This is a genomic window from Exiguobacterium sp. N4-1P (assembly GCF_002214325.1).
Genome location: NZ_CP022236.1, coordinates 665078 through 685314 on the forward strand (window position 1 = coordinate 665078; position 20237 = coordinate 685314).

The 20237-nt window shown below is 44.2% G+C and carries 24 protein-coding genes; 10 read left to right on the top strand and 14 right to left on the bottom strand.

Annotated elements, in window-relative coordinates:
- Positions 1-37: 37 nt before the first annotated feature.
- The 4 genes from dinB to A0126_RS03450 all read right to left on the bottom strand — a co-directional run bounded on the left by dinB (position 38) and on the right by A0126_RS03450 (position 3440).
- The gene (gene dinB / locus A0126_RS03435) at positions 38-1117 is read right to left on the bottom strand and encodes a DNA polymerase IV (RefSeq protein ID WP_239456830.1); all 1080 of its coding nucleotides are present in this window, start codon (positions 1115-1117) and stop codon (positions 38-40) included.
- Between the two features lie 65 nt (positions 1118-1182).
- Positions 1183-1779 (bottom strand): CorA family divalent cation transporter, encoded by a 597-nt coding sequence (locus A0126_RS03440; protein ID WP_239456832.1) that lies wholly within the window; start codon positions 1777-1779, stop codon positions 1183-1185.
- A gap of 61 nt (positions 1780-1840) precedes the next feature.
- Positions 1841-3013 carry an IS200/IS605 family element RNA-guided endonuclease TnpB gene (gene tnpB, locus A0126_RS03445; protein WP_088838432.1) on the bottom strand — a complete coding sequence of 391 codons (1173 nt, stop codon included), beginning with the start codon at positions 3011-3013 and terminating at the stop codon, positions 1841-1843.
- Positions 3014-3107: 94 nt separating this feature from the next.
- Positions 3108-3440 carry a hypothetical protein gene (locus A0126_RS03450; RefSeq protein ID WP_088836451.1) on the bottom strand — a complete coding sequence of 111 codons (333 nt, stop codon included), beginning with the start codon at positions 3438-3440 and terminating at the stop codon, positions 3108-3110.
- A gap of 103 nt (positions 3441-3543) precedes the next feature.
- Here A0126_RS03450 and A0126_RS03455 point away from each other — a divergent pair, with 103 nt between their 5' ends.
- Both A0126_RS03455 and namA read left to right on the top strand, forming a co-directional pair.
- Positions 3544-4464, top strand: a complete 921-nt coding sequence (locus tag A0126_RS03455) for an HD domain-containing protein (protein WP_029332810.1) — start codon at positions 3544-3546, stop codon at positions 4462-4464.
- A 22-nt stretch (positions 4465-4486) separates the two neighbouring features.
- Complete coding sequence (gene namA / locus A0126_RS03460; protein ID WP_088836452.1) at positions 4487-5509, top strand: NADPH dehydrogenase NamA; 1023 nt, start codon at positions 4487-4489, stop codon at positions 5507-5509.
- A 161-nt stretch (positions 5510-5670) separates the two neighbouring features.
- Here namA and A0126_RS03465 read toward each other — a convergent pair whose 3' ends face one another.
- The 4 genes from A0126_RS03465 to A0126_RS03480 all read right to left on the bottom strand — a co-directional run bounded on the left by A0126_RS03465 (position 5671) and on the right by A0126_RS03480 (position 8397).
- Positions 5671-6585, bottom strand: a complete 915-nt coding sequence (locus A0126_RS03465; RefSeq protein WP_088836453.1) for a peptidylprolyl isomerase — start codon at positions 6583-6585, stop codon at positions 5671-5673.
- Positions 6586-6848: 263 nt separating this feature from the next.
- Positions 6849-7418, bottom strand: coding sequence for an HTH-type transcriptional regulator Hpr (locus A0126_RS03470; protein WP_029332813.1), 570 nt, complete (start codon positions 7416-7418; stop codon positions 6849-6851).
- An 84-nt stretch (positions 7419-7502) separates the two neighbouring features.
- The gene (locus tag A0126_RS03475; RefSeq protein ID WP_029332814.1) at positions 7503-7844 is read right to left on the bottom strand and encodes a hypothetical protein; all 342 of its coding nucleotides are present in this window, start codon (positions 7842-7844) and stop codon (positions 7503-7505) included.
- 127 nt (positions 7845-7971) lie between these two features.
- Positions 7972-8397, bottom strand: coding sequence for an HIT family protein (locus tag A0126_RS03480; protein WP_088836454.1), 426 nt, complete (start codon positions 8395-8397; stop codon positions 7972-7974).
- A gap of 114 nt (positions 8398-8511) precedes the next feature.
- Between A0126_RS03480 and A0126_RS03485 the strand changes: the two genes are divergently transcribed.
- Positions 8512-9576, top strand: coding sequence for a hypothetical protein (locus tag A0126_RS03485; RefSeq protein ID WP_088836455.1), 1065 nt, complete (start codon positions 8512-8514; stop codon positions 9574-9576).
- Between the two features lie 65 nt (positions 9577-9641).
- Here the strand turns inward: A0126_RS03485 and A0126_RS03490 are convergent, their stop codons facing one another.
- The 5 genes from A0126_RS03490 to A0126_RS03510 are packed head-to-tail and all read right to left on the bottom strand — an operon-like array spanning position 9642 to position 11080.
- A complete protein-coding gene (locus tag A0126_RS03490; RefSeq protein WP_088836456.1) occupies positions 9642-9893 on the bottom strand; it encodes a GlsB/YeaQ/YmgE family stress response membrane protein in 252 nt (83 codons plus the stop codon).
- A 51-nt stretch (positions 9894-9944) separates the two neighbouring features.
- Positions 9945-10196, bottom strand: coding sequence for a GlsB/YeaQ/YmgE family stress response membrane protein (locus A0126_RS03495; RefSeq protein WP_088836457.1), 252 nt, complete (start codon positions 10194-10196; stop codon positions 9945-9947).
- 42 nt (positions 10197-10238) lie between these two features.
- The gene (locus A0126_RS03500) at positions 10239-10490 is read right to left on the bottom strand and encodes a GlsB/YeaQ/YmgE family stress response membrane protein (RefSeq protein WP_088836458.1); all 252 of its coding nucleotides are present in this window, start codon (positions 10488-10490) and stop codon (positions 10239-10241) included.
- A gap of 45 nt (positions 10491-10535) precedes the next feature.
- Positions 10536-10787 (bottom strand): GlsB/YeaQ/YmgE family stress response membrane protein, encoded by a 252-nt coding sequence (locus tag A0126_RS03505; protein ID WP_088836459.1) that lies wholly within the window; start codon positions 10785-10787, stop codon positions 10536-10538.
- A gap of 44 nt (positions 10788-10831) precedes the next feature.
- The gene (locus A0126_RS03510) at positions 10832-11080 is read right to left on the bottom strand and encodes a GlsB/YeaQ/YmgE family stress response membrane protein (RefSeq protein WP_088836460.1); all 249 of its coding nucleotides are present in this window, start codon (positions 11078-11080) and stop codon (positions 10832-10834) included.
- Positions 11081-11418: 338 nt separating this feature from the next.
- On the opposite strand from A0126_RS03510, the gene A0126_RS03515 reads away from it, so the two are divergent.
- Complete coding sequence (locus A0126_RS03515) at positions 11419-12153, top strand: ABC transporter ATP-binding protein (protein WP_088836461.1); 735 nt, start codon at positions 11419-11421, stop codon at positions 12151-12153.
- Positions 12150-13286, top strand: a complete 1137-nt coding sequence (locus A0126_RS03520; RefSeq protein ID WP_088836462.1) for an ABC transporter permease — start codon at positions 12150-12152, stop codon at positions 13284-13286. The genes A0126_RS03515 and A0126_RS03520 overlap by 4 nt, the downstream gene beginning before the upstream one ends.
- Positions 13287-13378: 92 nt before the next feature.
- On the opposite strand, the gene A0126_RS03525 is transcribed toward A0126_RS03520, so the two are convergent.
- Positions 13379-14674 (bottom strand): ammonium transporter, encoded by a 1296-nt coding sequence (locus A0126_RS03525; RefSeq protein WP_029332822.1) that lies wholly within the window; start codon positions 14672-14674, stop codon positions 13379-13381.
- Between the two features lie 117 nt (positions 14675-14791).
- On the opposite strand from A0126_RS03525, the gene A0126_RS03530 reads away from it, so the two are divergent.
- The 5 genes from A0126_RS03530 to cls all read left to right on the top strand — a co-directional run bounded on the left by A0126_RS03530 (position 14792) and on the right by cls (position 20184).
- Positions 14792-15094 carry a MerR family transcriptional regulator gene (locus A0126_RS03530; protein ID WP_088836463.1) on the top strand — a complete coding sequence of 101 codons (303 nt, stop codon included), beginning with the start codon at positions 14792-14794 and terminating at the stop codon, positions 15092-15094.
- Between the two features lie 143 nt (positions 15095-15237).
- Complete coding sequence (gene hemE / locus A0126_RS03535) at positions 15238-16284, top strand: uroporphyrinogen decarboxylase (RefSeq protein ID WP_088836464.1); 1047 nt, start codon at positions 15238-15240, stop codon at positions 16282-16284.
- On the top strand, positions 16281-17213 hold the full coding sequence (hemH, locus tag A0126_RS03540; RefSeq protein WP_088836465.1) for a ferrochelatase: 933 nt from the start codon (positions 16281-16283) through the stop codon (positions 17211-17213). Before hemE ends, hemH begins: the two co-directional genes overlap by 4 nt.
- Complete coding sequence (hemG, locus tag A0126_RS03545; RefSeq protein ID WP_088836466.1) at positions 17203-18609, top strand: protoporphyrinogen oxidase; 1407 nt, start codon at positions 17203-17205, stop codon at positions 18607-18609. The genes hemH and hemG overlap by 11 nt, the downstream gene beginning before the upstream one ends.
- Before the next feature lie 111 nt (positions 18610-18720).
- A complete protein-coding gene (cls, locus tag A0126_RS03550; RefSeq protein ID WP_088836467.1) occupies positions 18721-20184 on the top strand; it encodes a cardiolipin synthase in 1464 nt (487 codons plus the stop codon).
- Positions 20185-20237 lie beyond the last annotated feature (53 nt).

Consider the following 20237-nt stretch of genomic DNA (forward strand, 5'->3'; position numbering starts at 1 on the left):
AAATAACTAATTCAAGTGTACTGAATAGTCATTCATTTTACAAGTAGGAGTCAATATCTTGCCACGTTAATTGTCTCGACTTTGGTGGTACTTCAAGATGACTGACACTCATTCCGATTAAACGAATCGGACCCGTGAATTCGATTTCATTAAATAATTTTGTCGTTACCGTGAGTAACCGATCTTCGTCGTTCGTCTCTTCGAGAAAAGTGAAACGTTTTGAACGTGATTGGAATGTCTCTGTTTTCCACTTAACGGTGACTGTCCGACAAACGAGTTCTTTTTGTTGCAGACTACGGACGACAGATTGGGCCTCTCGCTTTAAGGTTTCGAAAATCGTATCAATATCTTCCGTATCTTCTTCGAAGGTCGTTTCAGATCCAATCGATTTGCGCTCACGGTGGGGACGGACTAACCGTTCGTCTTCACCGTGGGCCATCGTATACAATTCTGTTCCACGGTCCCGACCGAGTAACCCGCGGAGTTCTTCGACCGGTGACTGTTGGATATCAGCGACGGTCTCAAATCCATGTTTTCGAAGCGTCTGCTCTGTGACTTTCCCAACACCATGCAAGTCACCGATTTGTAAAGAAGACAAAAAGGGAAGTACCTCCTCAGGCGGAAGAACGGTTAAGCCGTTCGGTTTTTGATAACCGGAAGCAATTTTTGCGACGAGCTTCGAATTAGAGACACCAGCGGATGCCGTCAAGTCCGTCCGGCGTTTGATTTCAGCAAGGATATACTCTGCGATGTGGGTCGCACTCGGCATATTTAAATTATTCTCCGTCACATCGAGGTACGCTTCATCGAGTGATAATGGTTCGACAAGCGGTGTGACTTCAAGAAACAGTTCCATGATTTGCGCACTAACCGCACGATAGACGTCGAATCGGGGACGGATGAAGACGGCACGCGGACAAAGCTGAAAGGCACGACGAGATGGCATCGCGCTGTGGACACCGTACTTCCGTGCTTCATAGGAACACGTCGCGACGACTCCACGTGCATGAGGAGGGCCACCGACGATGACAGGAACACCCTTTAAGTGAGGGCGATCGCGTTGTTCGACAGAAGCGTAAAAAGCGTCCATATCGATATGAATGATTTTTCGTCCCATCAAAGTCAGCTCCTTCCTAAAAGTAAGTATGATAAAATCAGTATAACGAACTTATGTTCCTACATCTATTTTTTTGTTCGTTTTTTAGGCATGCGAACGAGCGCACCAAGCCATCCACGCCATTTCATCCAATAAAAGATTCCGCCAGTCGTAATCAAGATGAGGGTGAGCGCACCGGCGTAACCATATTTCCAGTCGAGTTCGGGCATGTTCTTGAAGTTCATGCCCCAAATCGCACCGAGGGCCATCATCGGAGTTGCGACAGCCGTGAAAATCGTCAGGGCTTTCATGATTTCATTTCCTCTGAAGTTTGAAACAGTCGTCGATAAATCGAGCAGAACCTCAATATCCTTTTGATAGTGTTCAATCAACATCAATAAACGCTCGAAACGCCGTTTGGCAAGGCGAAACGGAAGATGGTGTTCAAAATCAGTGACTGCGACGAAGGCTTCTTGGCCTGCGAGAATCAATTCTTGAAAAGGGACGATTAAGTCAGACCAGTTCTCAATTGTATCGCGTAAAGCAAAGATGCTATCGAGTGAATTCTCATTGATGTTGCCCCGGAGTTCATCTTGTCGAGAAAAGAGTTCCGTTTCAAAGTCATCGATGCCTGAAAAGTACGTATTCATTTGTAACGAAAGAATCGCTTGAACTACCTCCACCTACGCTTTTCTTAGAGGTGGGGGGATTCCTGAGTGATCCGACCTAACGGTCGAAAATTGATCAGGCTAACCCCGTCGTCCCGACGGTTGAAGAAGCTAAGAGGCGTTCTGCTTCTTGTTTAAGATTCAATCCTGCGTTCACATCCCGGTCGTGATGGATGCCGCAACTCGGACATGTCCATTCACGCAATCCAAGATGTTTCACGTCTTTGTGTTGATGTCCGCAACTGGAGCGCAGTTGGCTGGAAGCAAAGGTCTTGGCGACCTTGACGACGGTCTTCCCGTACCATTCCGCTTTGTATTCGAGCATGCGGAAGAACTCTGACCAACTGACCTCGGAGATGGACTTGCTCAACTTGCGATTCTTCTGCATGTTCTTCACCTGCAAGGTCTCAATCCCGATGACGTCGTGGTTTTTAACGATTTCGGTCGATACCTTGTGCAGGAAATCGGTTCGCCTGTTGGCAATCTTTTCGTGGATGCGGGCGACCTTGCGCTTCTGCTTTTGATAGTTCTTCGCCTCGGAAAGTTTTACTTTCTTGTCCAGGGCCAACCGTTGACGACGAGAAAGCTTGCGTTGCTCACGCGCCAGCTTCTTCTCAAGCGAACGGAAGTAACGGTCGTTCTTGTACACCGTACCGTCCGACAGGATGGCGAAGTGCTTCAATCCGACATCGACGCCGACGGATGAGCCCGTCTTCGGTATTTCGTTGCTCTCCTGCTCGACGAGCAGGGAGACGAAGTGTTTTCCTGAAGCGTTACGCCGGATGGTCGCGTTCAAGATGCGTCCGACGACCTGCCTCGAATTAGCGAAGCGCACCCACTTCAGCTTTGGAATTTTGATTTTGGCACCAACGATCGAGACTTCGGGAAGTTGAGAATTGCCCTGAATGTTCGTCTTATACGATTGAACAGGGTTGCACTTTGACTTGAAGCGAGGCCGTTCGTTCTGCTTCTTAAAGAAGCGGTCAAAGGCATCGGCAAGATGTTTGACGCTTGTCTGCACAGATGTGCTATCGACTTCTTTTAGCCAGTCGAACGCCTGCTTCAACATCGGAATTTCTTTCGAACAAGAACCGTAAGACAGTCCTTTTCCTGTCATTTTGTATGTCTCATCCCACTTCGCCAAGAAGTGATTGAAGACGAAGCGCGAACAACCGATGGTCTTCGCGATCAGGATTTCCTGCTCTTTTGTCGGATAGATTCTGAATTTGTAGGCCTTGTGTGTCAACACCATTTTTCACCTCCTTCAAAGGGAATATACCCGAAAAGCAGGCTGGCGATTCATCTCCCACTTTCACTTCGTTTAGAAGTGGGCGTATTCTCGCCTAATTTTGATAAAAGGCATCAAAAGCTGTTTTTGAGTCAAACGGTGCAGCCAGTGACATAATATGTTCAGAGAGTCCGATCGTGATGAGTTCAGTTGGCGTGATGTAATAGCAGATGAAGCGACGGTCGCTTTTGTCGTCAGGATTTTGCCAAGTCACGATTGAACCGTATAAGACACCGAGTTCTGCTCGGGTAAAGTTGACATCTTTTGTACGAAGCTGACGAACCCACTCAATTTTTGAGGGACTGACGGTCTCTTCGTTATTTAGTTGTTGGTCGTAGTCTGATACAGTCATGTAGCGGTACCAGTTAAAGTGCGAATCGAATTTCATGTTTAAGGCTCCCATATAGTAGAATAAATAAGTGAATTGCAGTAAGCATAATGAAAAATATTAAAGATACGATTAACTTCTAAAATAAAGGACGTGTTGTGAAATGAAAGGTATTGGACAACTGGCAGTTGGAGAAATGCTGGATCAACGTGTGATGATTAAGCAGTCGATGAAAGGCATCGCGGCGAACGGAAAACCATATCTCACATTGATTTTAGCAGATAAGACAGGTGAAATTGAGACGAAGATGTGGGATACGAGTGATGTCGAAAAGTATGCACCTAAGTTCATCGTCCATGCGGCAGGTGAAGTGATGGATTATCGCGGCCGGACACAGTTGAAACTAAAACAAATTACGGTACTCGATGAGACCAATGTTGAAGAGTACATTCAGGCAGCACCGCTCCCGCGGGAACAAATCGAAACAGAAGTACTCCAGTACATCGAGTCGATTCAACAAGCGGATATGAAAAAAATCGTCAAACACCTTGTCACTAAAAACTTTAATGCCTACTTTACGCATCCGGCGGCTGTTAAGAACCACCATGCGTTCTACTCAGGGTTATCGTACCACGTACTGTCGATGCTGAAGCTTGCCGATCAAATCGCGAAGCTCTATCCGACATTGAATCGCGATCTACTCGTAGCAGGTGTCGTGTTACATGATTATGCAAAAATAAAAGAGTTATCAGATCCTGTCACGCCAGAGTATACGCTTCCTGGAAAACTTGTCGGTCATATTTCATTAATGGTCGCAGAACTTGAAAAAGTCGGAGCAGAACTCGAGATTGATGCTGAAGTGTTGACGGTCTTACAACATCTAGTGCTCAGTCATCACGGTCGTCCTGAGTGGGGATCGGCAGTAGCACCTCAAATGCGCGAAGCAGAAGTGTTATTTTTAATTGATAATTTGGATGCACGAATGACGATGATGGATCGTCTTCTTGAATACGTGGAACCAGGACAATTCTCTGAACGTTCGTTTGCACTCGACAACCGTTCGTTTTATCGACCAAAATTATAATCAGCGGTAGGGGGAGAATAAAATGAAGGCAAAGTTATTCGAAGCAATCGAAATTGGGAATGTGACGTTTCGTAATCGTGTCATCATGGCACCGATGTGTATGTATAGCGCGAAAGAAGACGGTAAGGTGACGGATTGGCACGTGACACATTACGCGTCCCGCGCAGTAGGGGGTGTAGGAGGTGTCATGTTAGAAGCGACAGCTGTGACACCTGACGGACGGATTTCAGCAGGCGATTTAGGAATTTGGTCAGATTCGCAAATTGAAGGCTTACGACGGATTGCGGAGCAAGTACAAGCAGCGGGGGCGAAAGTTGGCGTACAACTAGCACATGCGGGACGGAAAAGCACGACAGCACGTCCGCCTGTCGCACCGAGTCCGATTGCCTTTGATGATTCATATGGAAGTCCAGCCGAGTTATCTATAGAAGACATAAAAAAAATTCAGCAACAATTTATCGATGCAGCATTACGCGTTGAACAAGCAGGGTACGATTTCATTGAATTACATGGGGCACATGGCTATCTAATCAATACATTTTTATCACCGTTATCAAATGAGCGAAACGATCAGTATGGCGGATCGCTTGAAAACCGGATGCGTTTCTTACTTGAAATCATCGAAGGCATCCAAGCAAAATCGGATATCTCACTATGGGTCCGGATTTCAGCAGCTGATCACGCACCGGGTGGGATGACAGCGACGGACTATATTCCACTCGCACAAGCATTAGTAGAACGAGGTATCGATTTACTCGATTGTAGCTCCGGTGCCGTCGTCGCTAATGCAGTTCCAGACGTATACCCTGGTTATCAAGTTCCCTATGCTGCAGAGCTCAAGCAAGCGACAGGAATCAAGACAGGGGCAGTTGGATTAATTACGACAGCAACGATGGCAGAAGAGATTTTACGGAGTCAACGTGCTGATGTCGTATTACTCGCACGTGAACTCTTACGGCAACCGTATTGGGTTCATCATGCAGCGGCAGAACTCCATGATGAGGTCATCCTTCCGAAGCAATACGAACGTGCGCCCATTCGTTGATCAAAAAAGAGCGGACTTAAAAAGGAATCACGCTTTCGCACATGTGCTTTCTTCAGGCGGGGGAGTTGCTTCATCTACGCACTTGGTCGCCATGCTCAGAAAATATGTATAGAAAACGCCGATGACTCCGTATAGAAAACGGAATCATCGGCGTTTTTTGATTACTGCTGTTGTTGCATCATTTGTTGCTGCATTTGTTCTTGTTCTTGTTTATCGAGATCAAATGCGTCTTTAAAGTCTTTATTTTCGATTTTGACATCGTATTCTTTCATCAATGCACGGTAGATATCGTTCGGATTGACTTGAGCTGCTTTTTCTTCAGCAAGTTCTTTTTTGATCCGGTCTTCTTCTTTTTCAAGTGTAAAGTCCTTTTGTTCTTTACGATCCGTTACCTTGATGATGTGGTAACCGAATTGTGTTTTGATTGGATCAGAGATTTTACCTTCAACGCCATCTTTGAAGGCATACGTTTCGAATTCCTCGACCATTTTACCTTTTGTGAAGTAACCGAGGTCTCCACCTTTCGTAGCGCTACCTGTATCTGTCGATTTCTCCTTAGCGATTTTTGCGAAGTCTCCACCGTCATCTAACTCTTTTTTGATTGCTTTTGCTTCTGATTCTTTTTCGACAAGAATGTGGCTTGCTTTTACTTCAACTTTTTCTTGATTGAAACGTTCTTCAATTTCTTTATCTGTTACTTTAGATTTCGCAGATTTCGCTTCTGTTAAGAGCATTTGTGTGCGAAGAACTTTTTCGAATTCTTTTTCACTTTTAATACCGGCTGTTTCCAATGTAGAGTTGAATTGCTCTTCATCCGGGAATTGGTCTTTTGTTTTTTTGACTTCTGCCTCTACTTCTTTATCCGTTACTTTTTTGCCATATTCTTTTTCAAGAAGCTCGTTCATTGTTTGTTGGAAAGCGATTTGCGCACCCGCTTTTTCATAGGCCTCTTCCTGGACATCAGCCTTGTTTACTTCGCCACCTTTATAGTTGATGACGGCTTCATCATTTGACCCACACGCTGCTAGTGTGAAAACACTTGCGACTGCTGCTGCACTTAAAAATTTCTTCTTCATACATACACCCCTAATTTACCATTTATTTCAACCGTTCTATCATATCATATCCTGGCTAGGTTGACAGCTGCACACCTTTTCAAAAGATGTTTGCTCTTTTCTATGCTATCACATTCATCATCAACAGCGTCGACTATTTTTATGGGAAATTGTGATGGGAATTCTGTCTTTGACACAGACTAGTAATGTGACCGTCACTCCACAAAACAGACAAAAAGCGTTCTAGGAAGAGGCTAGAACGCCTGATTTTTAAAAGCATCGAGTTATGCCTTTTTGATTGAATCGATGACAGGGTCTTGCGGGCGACGATCAGCTTCTTCTGTAATCATTTTCGACGTTTCAGCGAAGATATCCATGAAGCTGTCCCCGTATAAACGACGAACGATTGCAGAGATGTCCGTCAGCTCAGGAAACTTCCCGTATAATTCTTGAAGCGGGAGTGAGGCACGGAAGACACCGTTCTCTTCCGGACGGAACGCTTGGATGGTCTCAAGTAAAAGCGTTTCGCCAGCCGGTGTGAGTTGAACGTAGGTATTTCGTTTATCCGTCTCTTTCTTAGAGAATGTCAACAGACCACGGTCTTCTAATTTTTTAGAGAAGTTAAACGCCGTTGAAACGTGCATGACACCGTACTTCGCGATCTCAGAAATCGAAGCACCACCTAAAGCATGTGAAATCCAGAGGATATGATGCTCATTGATGTTTAAATCAAAGGGCTTAATCCAATTTTGCCAATCTTTTTCTACCGTTTTCCATAGTGCTTTGCTCAGCTGGACAATTTTATGACTGTATAACAGTGCTTCTTGTCCAGGATATAATTTTTCATGTTCCATATCTGACTCATCCTTTCGAAAGGTGACGATGGCTAAAAAACGCAAAATGCAAACTATACAAAAAACAAATCGAAGCAATGGACCTTACTTTTGAGGAGAGAGGTGATCCGCATCTTGTTTCGCCTCATCAGCTAATTCTTGAATACGCGAAATGGATTCTTGAATCTCGGCTTGATACACAGAGACATCTTTCGTAACTTCATCTTTGAAGGTTGTACCGGAAATTTTAGCTGTCTCTATTAAGTTCTTGCCCTCCTGTGTTAAATCCTGCACGTTCGTTACGATTGTAGAATAAGAATTTCGACGTTGTTTACCATTCGAAGAGTCACTTTTAGTACCTTGGCGAAGCGCCTTCAAACCGTAAAAAGTCACAAGCGACAGCGTAGCACCAAAAGCGACCCAGTTACGTTGGGGACGCTTCGACATAGTTTACCTCCTTCTTTAATATTAAAATATTTGTTTCATATTATTTTACCGAAAATCCGATATTGGAAACCTATTTTGACAATATTTCTAAAAAAGGGTGTATGGAATAATGCATTCGAAGGTCTTTTTACAGGTGAGTCGAGATTGAATTTGCTAAAATGGCAAGCTCTTCAGCCGTGTAGTCTTCATTATGAACTTCCCATTTTGCGCCAAAACCATCATGTTTATCATGCCGTGGGATTAAATGAATATGAAAGTGTGATACGGACTGTCCAGCGACCTTGCCCGTGTTCGATAGAATGTTGATGCCAGCAGCTTGTGTTTCCTTTTGTAAGGCACGACTAATTTCCGGAACTACGGCAAAGACTGATTGAGCATCTTCGACCGATAAATCGTATACGTAATCTGCATGTTGTTTTGGAATGATTAATGTATGACCTTTTGTAACTTGAGAAAGATCGAGGAATGCAAGAACCTCATCATTTTCAAACACTTTATGGCTAGGTACTTCGTGCTTAGCAATTTTGCAGAAAATACAGTTATCTTTTTGCATAGGGATTACTCCTTTTTTAAAAATAGAATTATCTCCATCTTAAGTGTGATTGACAACGTAATCAAACGTTTTTACACTTAGATACACAAGATTAAAGAAAGTAGGGAACTCACGATGCCGTCTCGTATGACGTTACATGAACGAAGGAAAAAACGAAATCAGCGTTTGCTCATCATCGGAATCGTTCTCCTCTTAGTTGCAGGGGGAGTCTGGGGGTACGTAAGCCAAATCAAGCCGGCTGCTGAGCGAGAGCGTACAGAAGCTGTTTTTGTGAAAGCCGTGAACGATCAGAACCGGGCTGCGTTCCAAAAACTCGTCTATGAAGATGATCAAGTCGTATCGATTGCGGAAGCAACTCGTTTGATGAAATGGTTTCAGGCAGAGGATGGACGTCTCAGCCGAGCAGCGGCGGAGATTAAAGCCGATCAGCAAAACTACCCTGAACCTACAGCAGAGAAAAATGAACAGGATTTATTCGAGCTAAAAAAAACAGCAGGGCGCTTTTGGTATGACGAATATGTGCTTCATCTAAATAAACAGCTACTTCAAGTAACGAGTGATGTACCAGAGACGACCGTCTTCATAGATGATGAAGAAGTAGGCGTCCAGGAGGATGAGCCGTTGAAAATCAAACGTTTCCCGGGTGAGTACGATGTACTTGCAAGTGTCGAAGCCAATGGTAAGACAGGACGAGACCGTCAAACCGTTCAACTGGGAGACGAAAAAACAACGGAAGTAACGTTTAAGTTAGCGAAGCAAATCAAACCAGACGTCACGGAGCAGTATGGATTAGACATCGAAAAATTGTTAGAAACTGAAGTCGAGGCACGAACAGGCAAGTCGATCGACGCGATGACAGCTTATTTGGATGAGAACCGTTCTTCTGTTGAAAAAGAATTTGGTCCTCCCGCATCAAATGTAGCAAATCGTGCAGTGTACGACGGTTTTGAAGTGACGTATGCAAACAATGATGTAAAAAGCATCATGATTGATTTAAATAAGACGCCGTCTGAGCTTGAAGCAGTCGCCGGTAAACCGGAATCGAAAAGTAATGAATCGATCGGGACCGTCTGGGAGTACCCGACGAGCTTCTTTGAAGATATACTAGGTTGGCTTAACTTGCGCTCAGAAAAAAGAGTGATCGAGCGTTCGGATAAAATGTGGTTAGAATTACGCTGATGGTACAAAAGAAGCACCGGTAACGACTTTGAGAACTTCGAGTCTGTTACCGGTGCTTTCATTTATTATTTTTTGTTCACTGCACGAAGAATGAACGAAACGATTAGAATCAAGATGATTGCTCCGAGTAATGCTGGAATGACGGCGAATCCTCCAAGATCAGGTCCCCAACTACCGAAGAGAGCTTGACCGATCATGGCCCCGACGAAACCTGCGATGATGTTACCGATGATACCACCGGGAACGTCTTTACCAAGAATAAGACTTGCCAACCAACCAATGATACCACCAACGATTAAAGCCCATAAGAATCCCATTTAAAACACTCCTTTTTTAGTTTGAATAAGGTCTCAAGTAATTAGTTTTTATTACCGTTTACGAACTGAACGAAGAACGAGTGATACGATGAAGATTAAGATGATTGCACCGATGATTGCAGGAATGACTGCAAAACCGCCGATAGAAGGTCCCATGTCTCCGAAAATTGCTTGTCCGATCATTGAACCGATGAAACCAGCGACGATGTTACCGATGATGCCGCCAGGAACGTCTTTCCCGATAATTAAACTCGCTACCCAACCAATTAAACCGCCGACGATTAAAGCCCATAAGAATCCCATTAAAATACACTCCTCTGAATTAGTAGTTGTAGTTACTGTTACTTATTTTTTGTTTACTGAACGAAGAATCAACGATACGATGAAGATTAAGATGATTGCACCGATGATTGCAGGAATAACTGCGAATCCGCCGATGTCAGGTCCCATGTCCCCGAAGATGGCTTGTCCGATCATTGAACCGATGAAACCAGCGACGATGTTACCGATGATGCCGCCAGGAACGTCTTTCCCGATGATCAAGCTCGCTACCCAACCAATCAAACCGCCAACGATTAAAGCCCATAAAAATCCCATTAAAAAACACTCCTTTGAATTACTAGTTTTAGTGGTTACTGCTACTTACTTTTTATTTACTGAACGAAGAACGAGTGACACGATGAAGATTAAGATAATTGCACCAATGATTGCAGGAATTACCGCGAAACCGCCGATAGAAGGTCCCATGTCACCGAAGATAGCTTGTCCGATCATTGAACCGATGAAACCTGCGATGATGTTACCGATGATGCCGCCCGGTACGTCTTTCCCGATAATCAAGCTCGCTACCCAACCAATTAAACCGCCGACGATTAAAGCCCATAAAAATCCCATTTAAAAACACTCCTCTAATTTAAATTGTTATTCGATGATAATGATTACTTGCGAATGGCACGAAGAATCAATGACACGATGAAGATTAAGATGATTGCACCTAAGATTGCAGGAATGATTGCGAACCCGGCAAGATCAGGTCCCATTGAACCGAAGATTGACTGTCCGATGATTGCGCCGATGAAACCAGCAATGATGTTACCGATGATGCCACCAGGAACGTCTTTCCCGATGATTAAACTTGCTACCCAACCGATTAGTCCACCAACGATTAAAGCCCATAAGAATCCCATTTGAAACACTCCTTTTCATACTTAGATTTACCTGTTTTCAGGTTGTTATAAACACTTTGAAAATGAATGACTCATAAACGTAATTTTTGATGAGAAGTAAAACAATACAAGTAGATAAGATAGCTAGACGATTAGACCAGTTACTTCTCTATAAAACGTTTGATGTGACATACACTTTCAATTTTTGTAAATCGTTTTTCATATATTGATGTAACGATTACACTTAGAGTAATTGCCGTAATAAGATGTATTGAAACCTTTTCTTTTAAAAAAAATCATCAACAGTAGAAAAACAAGGATGAATTGTCTAGGATAGTTAATGAGAGGAGTGGCTAGATTTGTTATTAGAAATTAAAGATCTTTCAGGTGGATATGGATCGAAAACAGTGTTGCATCATATTGATATAGCTGTAAAGCAAGGGGAGTTAGTTGGACTGATTGGATTAAATGGTGCCGGGAAATCGACGACGATTAAGCACATATTAGGATTGTTACCTATTAAGTCAGGTGAAATCTTGATTAACGGTGTCAGTCTGTCAGCTGATGAACAAACGTACCGGAAACAAGTGGCATACATCCCGGAACAGCCGATGTTATACGAACAGTTGACTCTTCGAGAGCACCTTCGCTTAATGGCGCAAGGGTATGATGTCGATGAGAAAACAGCACAAGAACGAATCGAACATTACACAGAGCGATTGCGGATGACGAAACAGCTGGAATGGTTTCCAAGTGTATTTTCTAAAGGAATGAAACAAAAGGCGATGATTCTCTGTGCTTTAATCACAGGCAGTGAGTTATTGATTGTTGACGAACCGTTTGTTGGTCTCGATCCACTAGCGATCCGGGAATTGTTGAATATTTTTAGTGAATTAAAAACCGATGGAAAAGGTATTTTAATGTCCACACATATTTTAGAGACTGCGGAGCGGCATTGTAATCGATTTATTCTCCTTCACGATGGACATATCGCAGCAGAGGGGACGACCGAGGAATTGCGGAAACGTTTTGATTTAACGGATAGTTCGCTTGATGACATTTATGTAGCTGCCATTGAGGAGGCAGAAGGATGACGAGTGCTACCTTATGGCGAGAACGCTATCAAGCTGCGATGTCGGAAATGACCAAGTACACGAAGTACATGGCGAACGGTGGGTTGTTATTTACGGTCTACTTCGTCGTATTATATGCTCTCGTCGTCTATGGGCGGTTTCTGAATCAAATCAATGGCGACTTTCCTGGAAATCTGCTGATGGGCGGTTTATTCATTATCATCGCCTTTTATCGGACGGCACGAACGTTCTTAGTCGAAGCTGACCAAGTATTTTTATTGCCGAACTTGCCGCAACTTAGTTCTTATATGAAGCGGGTCCGACTGTACAATGCTTTTTTAGGAATGGTTCGAGTTGTCATTCCGTTTTTAGCAATCGCTGTCCTTTATGTAAGAACGGAATCAACGAGTCCGCTTGAGATGATCGTATTATTTTTCGCTCTCGCGATGATTGGTGCGAGCGCGAACCTATCGAAACTAGAAGCGATTCCGCACCGACTTGTCGTTCTGCATGCAGTGGGTGCAGGGGTTTTAGTGATGATTGACATGCCGATTTTCAGTATAGTGATTACGAGCTTACTGCTCGTCACGCTGCACCTAAAAAAATATCAGCAGTTACCGCTGATGGAATGGATTGCAATCGAGCAAGAGTCGCGTGATCGTTTCTATCGGATTGCGAACTGGTTCGTCGATGTTCCACGCTTATCGAAGACGTATAAACAACGCCGTATCTTAAGTCAACTCGTCGAAAAAATTCAATTTGATAAAAAACAAACGTTCGACTACCTTTACATGAAGCAACTCATTCGTAGCACAGACGGAATTGGATTGATTGTTCGGCTTACATTGATTGGAGCAGTCTTCATCTGGCTCGGAAAAGATAATCCATGGCTTGTCACGTTTGCAATTCCTGCCTTCAGTGGTTTGACAAGTTTCCAATTGGCACCGTTCACACGAGCGATTGACTCACACCTCTTAACGCGCTTGTTGCCTTTTGGAGATGCGAATAGCTCTCGTAAAAAAGTCATTCGGGTCGCGTCAATCCTTCAGATTATCGCATTAGCATTAATCGCTATGTTAATGAACGGACAACCTATCGTCTTGATTGGGGCAATCATCGCCATTGCCGTTAGTGAAATGTATCTCAGAAAATGAAATGTAATGTATGACAGACTAACCCCCGATTTCTCGTTCCTAAGTAGGCACGAGAAATCGGGGGTTAGTTTCTTGTTTAAGAAAGCGAGAGCTTAATTCACTTTTTCAGAAGTTTCAGCATCGTACGTTGCTTTTAGTTCTTTACTGATTGGAGCGGGGAGGTCATAGGAAGCTTGTCCGTGTTCAGCGACATCAAGTCCGCGGAGTTCATCTTCTCGCGTGATCCGAAGACCGATCGTTACATCGAGGAGTTTGAGGAAAGCATAACTTAAGACACTGACGACGACGACGGCGAAGACAACACCGAGTGCTTGGACACCGAGTTGACCAAATCCACCCCCGTAGAATAATCCAGCTTGTCCAATCCCTGTGATTTCAACGAGGCGTGGTGAGGCGAAGAACCCGGTAGCAAGTGTGCCCCAAATCCCGGCGACACCGTGAACAGAGAAGGCACATAATGGATCATCGACACGGCGCGCGAGTAAAATGCTTGTTCCGTACGTGATGATACCTGCGAGGAAACCGATGACGACGGCACCCCACGGCTCAACAAATGCACAGGCTGCAGTGATCGCGACGAGTGCTGCAAGTACGCCGTTGATAATCGAAGGAATGTCTGCCACACGACGATGCCAGAAAGAAATAGCGAGTGCACCGAGTGCGCCGGCAGCTGTCGCAAGTAACGTCGTCAAGGCGACATAACTGAAGAACCCGTCGGCAATCGTCAATGTCGATCCAGCGTTGAAGCCGAACCAGCATAACCAAAGAATGAAGGCGCCGACGACAGAATAGATGACGTTGTGACCAAGGAGCGGCGTTTTTTCAGCGCCAATCCGTTTTTTCAAAATTAACGCGGCGACGAGAGCGGCGATTCCACCTTGTAAGTGGACGACGGTCGAACCGGCGAAGTCTTGCATACCGAGTGAACCGAGGAAACCACCTGCCCAAACGGAGCGAGCGATGATTGGATAAATGATGGCGACAAAGAATGTTCCGAACAGCAGATAAACAGATAGTTTAGCTCGTTCAGCAAACCCGCCCCAGGCAATCGCTAAGGAAACAGCGACGAATGAGAGTTGGAAGAGGAACTTAACATCGATTGTAACATTTGACCAGTCGAGACTTGAGAACCCTCCTTGTAAGAAGAATCCTTCCGTTCCGATTAGACCAGGTCCGTCTCCGAACGTCAGTCCAAACCCAATCGCCCAAAAAGCTAACGCGGCGACGGAAAAACTAATGAGCTGTTTGACGGCGACGTGCCCTGCATTTTTGGCGCGTAACATTCCCGTTTCAAGTAATAGGAAACCGATTTGCATCGTAAAGACGAGTAGCGTAGCGAATAAGACATAAAACGTATCAACTGAAATGATCATTTCTTCAAGATTCATCGTCGTTCCTCCTTTATCAATTTAAAGTATGTGTTTACTTTAAACGGAAATTGTTTTTAAGGAACGACTTGTGTCAGAAAATCTGACATGGTATTTTTATCAAAAGGAGTGACGAAGATGAGTTACCGTGAAAAGAAAGTGATGTCGATCGGGATTGTTTGTGAATTGACAGGGTTATCGGAACGTCAGATTCGTTACTATGAGGAGCGGAAACTTATTTTCCCGGAGCGTACGAACGGGAAAACACGAAAATATTCATTTACAGATATTGAACGACTAGTTGAAGTTGCAGAAAAAATCGAAGATGGTTGGCGGACGCATGAAATCCGTGAAAAAGAGCGGAAAGTAACGGAGCAGCAACGAACTGATTTAATTCGGGGACAATTGAATGCTGCGTTTGGTCTTTACAAGAAACGGTGAACATTTAATGAACTGGATAAGGAACTGTAATTTTGTAACCGATTTATTGGCACAGACTTCTTCATTTCAGATATAATGTTTCTGTGTTCACAAACTTATCGTACGTTATTTTGGGGCGTTAGTAAGAGTATAAAGGGGTAGTTATGATGAAAAACTTCAATGATACGTTTTTACGGGCGGTCCGTGGCGAACAAGTGGGCCACGTACCTGTCTGGTACATGCGACAAGCAGGTCGTTATCAAGCGGAATATCGTGAAATTAAAAAGACGCGTACGCTGTTCGAGATCACACATGATCCAGAACTATGTGCATACGTCACTGAATTGCCGGTTAAACAACTTGGTGTTGACGCAGCGATTCTGTACAAAGACATCATGACGCCATTACCATCTATGGGTGTTGATGTTGAAATTAAAAGTGGCATCGGTCCGGTCATCGCGAATCCGATTCAAACGATGGAAGATGTACAGGCGCTACAACCGTTTAAAAAAGAAGATATTCCATATATCTTCGAGACCATCAAGTTATTACGGGAACGATTAGAAGTACCATTGATTGGGTTTTCAGGCGCACCGTTTACACTTGCCAGCTATATGATTGAAGGTGGACCTTCAAAAGGCTACCATAAAACGAAAGCATTGATGTATGGACATCCGGATGTATGGCATGCATTAATGGAGAAACTCGGAGACATGGTGATTGACTACATTAAAGCTCAAGTTGATGCTGGGATTCAAGCGTTTCAGATTTTTGATTCATGGGTCGGAACGACAAGTCAGAAAGATTATGTTCTCTACATCAAACCGACAATGGAGCGGATTTTCACGGAATTAAAAGAAACGGGCGTTCCGATGATTATGTTTGGTGTCGGTGCAAGTCACTTAGCAGAAGAGTGGCATGATTTACCGCTCGACGTCGTTGGACTTGATTGGCGTCTGTCGATCGACGAAGCACGCGAACGCGGGTTGACAAAAACGTTGCAAGGAAACCTTGATCCCTCTTATTTACTTGCACCATGGGAAATCTTAGAAGCGAAAGCAACAGAGATTCTTGACATGGGAATGAAACGTCCTGGATTCATCTTTAATTTAGGACATGGAATCTTCCCGGAAGTCGACCCAGAAGTCTTAAAACGCTTGACTGCATTTATCCATGATTATTCGAAAGAAAAAATGGAGGTAGCAAAATGAAAACACTTGGATTACTCGTAATGGCATACGGAACACCGTATAAACCGGAAGATATCGAACGATATTACACGCACATCCGTCGTGGGCGTAAACCGTCACCTGAAGCACTCGCTGAACTGACGGAGCGTTATGAAGCAATCGGCGGTGTCTCGCCACTTGCACAAGTCACGATTGACCAGGCGGAAGAATTACATCGTCAGTTGTCTGCAAAATATGCGGGCGAAATTGAGTTCAAACTCTATCTAGGTCTCAAGCACATCGAACCGTTCGTCGAAGATGCGGTCGAGCAAATGGCAAAAGACGGCATCACGGAAGCAGTGACGGTTGTTTTAGCACCACACTATTCGACATTCAGCATTCGTTCATACAATGGACGAGCAAAAGAAGTCGCGGACAAACACGGAATTCAGCTTGCTTCTGTCGAATCATGGTACCAAGAAGAAGCATTCATCAACTGGTGGGGACAAGCGATTCGTCAAACATTCGATGCACTGCCTGTAACAGAAGAAAAAGCGGTCCTCGTCGTGTCAGCGCATAGTCTTCCTGAGAAAATCATTGCAAACGGTGACCCGTATCCGGATCAATTGAAAGAAACGGCAGAGTTGATTGCAAAACGTGCTGGTGTCAAACATATGATTACAGGATGGCAATCGGCAGGACAAACACCTGAACCTTGGCTCGGGCCAGACGTTCAAGATTTAACGCGTGATGTTTATGAAACAGAAGGGTATGAAGCATTCGTATACGTACCAGTCGGATTCGTCGCTGACCATTTAGAAGTTTTGTTTGATAATGATTACGAGTGTAAAGTCGTATGTGACGAACTCGGTATCCACTATGCTCGACCAGGTATGCCAAACGCGGAGCCGGCTTTCATGGAGGCAGTCACGGAAGCCGTCGCAAAACAAGTTGGTAGCTATGTCAAGTAAACGTCTCGTTATCGTCGGCGGGGGTATTACTGGTCTTGCCGCTGCCTATTTCGCAGAACGTTTATTTCCTGATTTAAATATCACCGTCCTAGAAGCAGGTGAGCGACTTGGTGGTAAAGTCGCGACCTATCGAGAAGACGGCTTCATGATTGAGCGTGGTCCGGATTCTTACGTCGCACGAAAACACATCTTGACCGATTTAATTGAAGCGGTTGGATTAGGCGATAAGTTGGTTCGAAACAACACGTCGCAAGCATTCATTTTAGATCCAGGTGGTCTCCATCCGATTCCGAAAGGGTCTGTGATGGGGATCCCGACCGATTTAAACTTATTTTCAGAGACGACGTTGCTGACAGATTCGGAAAAAGCGGAGGTTGCACGATTGTTGCTTCATCCTTCTGATCAATTGACGATTCCTGAAGAAGATATTCCGCTCGGTAGTTACTTGCGTCCTCGCCTCGGGGATGCGCTGGTCGAGAAGTTGATCGAACCGTTATTGTCGGGAATTTATGCCGGGAACATTGATCAAATGAGTACGTTCGCGACATATCCGCAGTTCGTTGCGAATGAACAAAAAGCGGGATCGTTATTCGAAGGGATGCGTTTGATGCGTCCGACTGCGCAGGTTCAAGGACAAACGAAACCAGCGACAGGACAGTTCCTGTCACTTTCAACGGGACTTGAATCGCTAGTCGAACGTTTAGAAGAAGTGCTTGAACGGACTGAAATTCGTCTAGAAACGCCTTTACTCGAAGTTGCGCGTGAAAATGAACGGTATCGCTTAAAAACAGATCATGGTCCTGAGTATGCCGATTATGTACTCTTGACGATTCCTCATCCTCAAGTCGTCAGTTTACTTCCGGATGCCGATTTACGGGAACTTGAGCAGTTGAAGACCCATTCAACGGCGACGGTTACGCTGATTTTCGATGAGCAAGCGACATTACCCATTGAAGGTACAGGTTTTGTCGTCAATCGACGTGCCCGGTATTCGATTACGGCATGTACGGCGATCGATCAAAAGTGGAGTCATTCTGCACCGAATCATACGGTTTTACGCGCTTTTGTCGGTCGGCCAGGTAATGATGCGCTCGTTCACGAGACGGATGATGTCATCAAGGAAACAGTATTAAAAGATTTGGAACAAATTTGTGGTCAAACGCTTGCACCGAGACAAGTCATCATCAGCCGGTTAGTTGATGGTTTACCAGCTTATACGGTTGGTCATGCAGGACGGATTCAAATTGTCCGTGACGAAGTCATGAGTAAGTATCCTGGTGTGTATTTAGCGGGATTGGCTTATGATGGCGTCGGTTTACCGGATTGTGTTGCCAGTGCGAAAACGATGGTTGAAGAAATCGCTATACAGCACGGACACGAACAGTCGAACGCTTAAACTAACATGCCTGAAATTCAGTTACTACTGAATTTCAGGCATGTTTTTTAATGAACGGCAAAGGGACTAAAGAATGGATGCTGGGGAATAGAAGGGAGAGGAGGGATGGATATGATGGATGTACTTAGCACGTTTACAGTTGTCTTACTGTTTGGACTGGGAATCATGAATTTACTTGCAGTGTTGACGGTCATCTTCTTGGAACGGCGTGATATTGGTGCGACATGGGCCTGGATGCTCGTCCTCTATTTCATTCCGATCGTTGGATTTTTAATTTATTTATTTTTTGGACGCCTACTCAAGAAAAAGGATTTTTATCATGTTAAAGAAGAGGAGCGGTTGGAACAGTCACGACGTGTCGAGCTACAGATTGCAGAATTGAACCATTTGGGTGACCTTCGACGGACATATCCGTTGATCGAACGATACAATCAATTGATTCAAATGAATCTGAAATCAAACGGGTCATTACTCAGCCTGAAAAATGAAGTGACGATTCTATCAGATGGTGAACAAAAATTTAATCGAATGATGACAGACATCATGAATGCCAAACATGAAATCAATATCCAGTATTACATCATCCAAAAAGATTCCCTTGGCTTAGCATTGATTGACGCATTGACGAAGATGGCGCGTCAAGGAATCAAAGTCCGTTTATTGTATGATGCAGTAGGCTCTCGTGATTTGAAACGACAAGATTTTAAAGACTTACTTCATCATGGTGGAGAAGTGTTTGCGTTTTTTCCACCGACGTTTGGAGTCATTAATTTTCGAATGAACAACCGGAATCATCGTAAGTCTTGTATCGTCGATGGGCAGATTGGTTACATCGGAGGCTTTAATGTCGGAACGGAGTATTTTGGAATTGATGAGAAATTCGGCTATTGGCGTGATACACATTTTCGGCTAGAAGGTGAGGTCGTTCACGATCAATTGGATCGATTTATTTTGGATTGGAATCAAGCGAATGACATCTACACGGATAAAACGCTCTTTTATTATGGATCTCACGAAATCAATCAGCCGTTACCCATGCAAATTGTCACATCCGGACCAAATTCTGAGACAGAACATTTAAAAAATGTATTGATTAAAATGATTTCGCTCGCTAAGAAATCAGTAATGATTCAGTCGCCTTATTTCATACCAGATGCCAGTTACATGGATGCGTGTAAGATGGCGCTATTGTCTGGTGTCGATGTTCGAATCATGATTCCGAATAAACCGGATCACCCATTCGTTTACTGGGCGACGACAGCCGCAGCGGGAGAACTGATTGCCTATGGAGCGAAAATCTATACGTACGAACCAGGGTTTCTTCATGCAAAGACAATTGTAGTGGATGGGGAGATTGCTTCGGTCGGAACGACGAACATTGATGCCCGGAGTTTTCGATTGAACTTTGAAATGAACTCGATTGTATATGATCGAGCGACTGCGCTCGAGTTAGAACAATTATTTCTCGCTGATTGTGAAGTATCAAAGTTGTTAACTGCTGAAATATATGCAGAACGGTCGAGGCTGATTAAATTTAAAGAGAGCATTTCTAGATTGTTGTCTCCGATTTTGTAAGGAAGAAAAGGTAAAGGTATGACTTTGATCACGATTCGTTCGAAACAGGTTTG

Coding starts and splice junctions, on each gene's coding strand:
- dinB (WP_239456830.1), bottom strand. CDS start 1,117: ATGGGACGAAAAATCATTCATATCGATATGGACGCTTTTTACGCTTCT.
- A0126_RS03450 (WP_088836451.1), bottom strand. CDS start 3,440: ATGAAATTCGATTCGCACTTTAACTGGTACCGCTACATGACTGTATCA.
- A0126_RS03455 (WP_029332810.1), top strand. CDS start 3,544: ATGAAAGGTATTGGACAACTGGCAGTTGGAGAAATGCTGGATCAACGT.
- namA (WP_088836452.1), top strand. CDS start 4,487: ATGAAGGCAAAGTTATTCGAAGCAATCGAAATTGGGAATGTGACGTTT.
- A0126_RS03465 (WP_088836453.1), bottom strand. CDS start 6,585: ATGAAGAAGAAATTTTTAAGTGCAGCAGCAGTCGCAAGTGTTTTCACA.
- A0126_RS03470 (WP_029332813.1), bottom strand. CDS start 7,418: ATGGAACATGAAAAATTATATCCTGGACAAGAAGCACTGTTATACAGT.
- A0126_RS03475 (WP_029332814.1), bottom strand. CDS start 7,844: ATGTCGAAGCGTCCCCAACGTAACTGGGTCGCTTTTGGTGCTACGCTG.
- A0126_RS03480 (WP_088836454.1), bottom strand. CDS start 8,397: ATGCAAAAAGATAACTGTATTTTCTGCAAAATTGCTAAGCACGAAGTA.
- A0126_RS03485 (WP_088836455.1), top strand. CDS start 8,512: ATGCCGTCTCGTATGACGTTACATGAACGAAGGAAAAAACGAAATCAG.
- A0126_RS03490 (WP_088836456.1), bottom strand. CDS start 9,893: ATGGGATTCTTATGGGCTTTAATCGTTGGTGGTATCATTGGTTGGTTG.
- A0126_RS03495 (WP_088836457.1), bottom strand. CDS start 10,196: ATGGGATTCTTATGGGCTTTAATCGTCGGCGGTTTAATTGGTTGGGTA.
- A0126_RS03500 (WP_088836458.1), bottom strand. CDS start 10,490: ATGGGATTTTTATGGGCTTTAATCGTTGGCGGTTTGATTGGTTGGGTA.
- A0126_RS03505 (WP_088836459.1), bottom strand. CDS start 10,787: ATGGGATTTTTATGGGCTTTAATCGTCGGCGGTTTAATTGGTTGGGTA.
- A0126_RS03510 (WP_088836460.1), bottom strand. CDS start 11,080: ATGGGATTCTTATGGGCTTTAATCGTTGGTGGACTAATCGGTTGGGTA.
- A0126_RS03520 (WP_088836462.1), top strand. CDS start 12,150: ATGACGAGTGCTACCTTATGGCGAGAACGCTATCAAGCTGCGATGTCG.
- A0126_RS03525 (WP_029332822.1), bottom strand. CDS start 14,674: ATGAATCTTGAAGAAATGATCATTTCAGTTGATACGTTTTATGTCTTA.
- A0126_RS03530 (WP_088836463.1), top strand. CDS start 14,792: ATGAGTTACCGTGAAAAGAAAGTGATGTCGATCGGGATTGTTTGTGAA.
- hemE (WP_088836464.1), top strand. CDS start 15,238: ATGATGAAAAACTTCAATGATACGTTTTTACGGGCGGTCCGTGGCGAA.
- hemH (WP_088836465.1), top strand. CDS start 16,281: ATGAAAACACTTGGATTACTCGTAATGGCATACGGAACACCGTATAAA.
- hemG (WP_088836466.1), top strand. CDS start 17,203: ATGTCAAGTAAACGTCTCGTTATCGTCGGCGGGGGTATTACTGGTCTT.
- cls (WP_088836467.1), top strand. CDS start 18,721: ATGATGGATGTACTTAGCACGTTTACAGTTGTCTTACTGTTTGGACTG.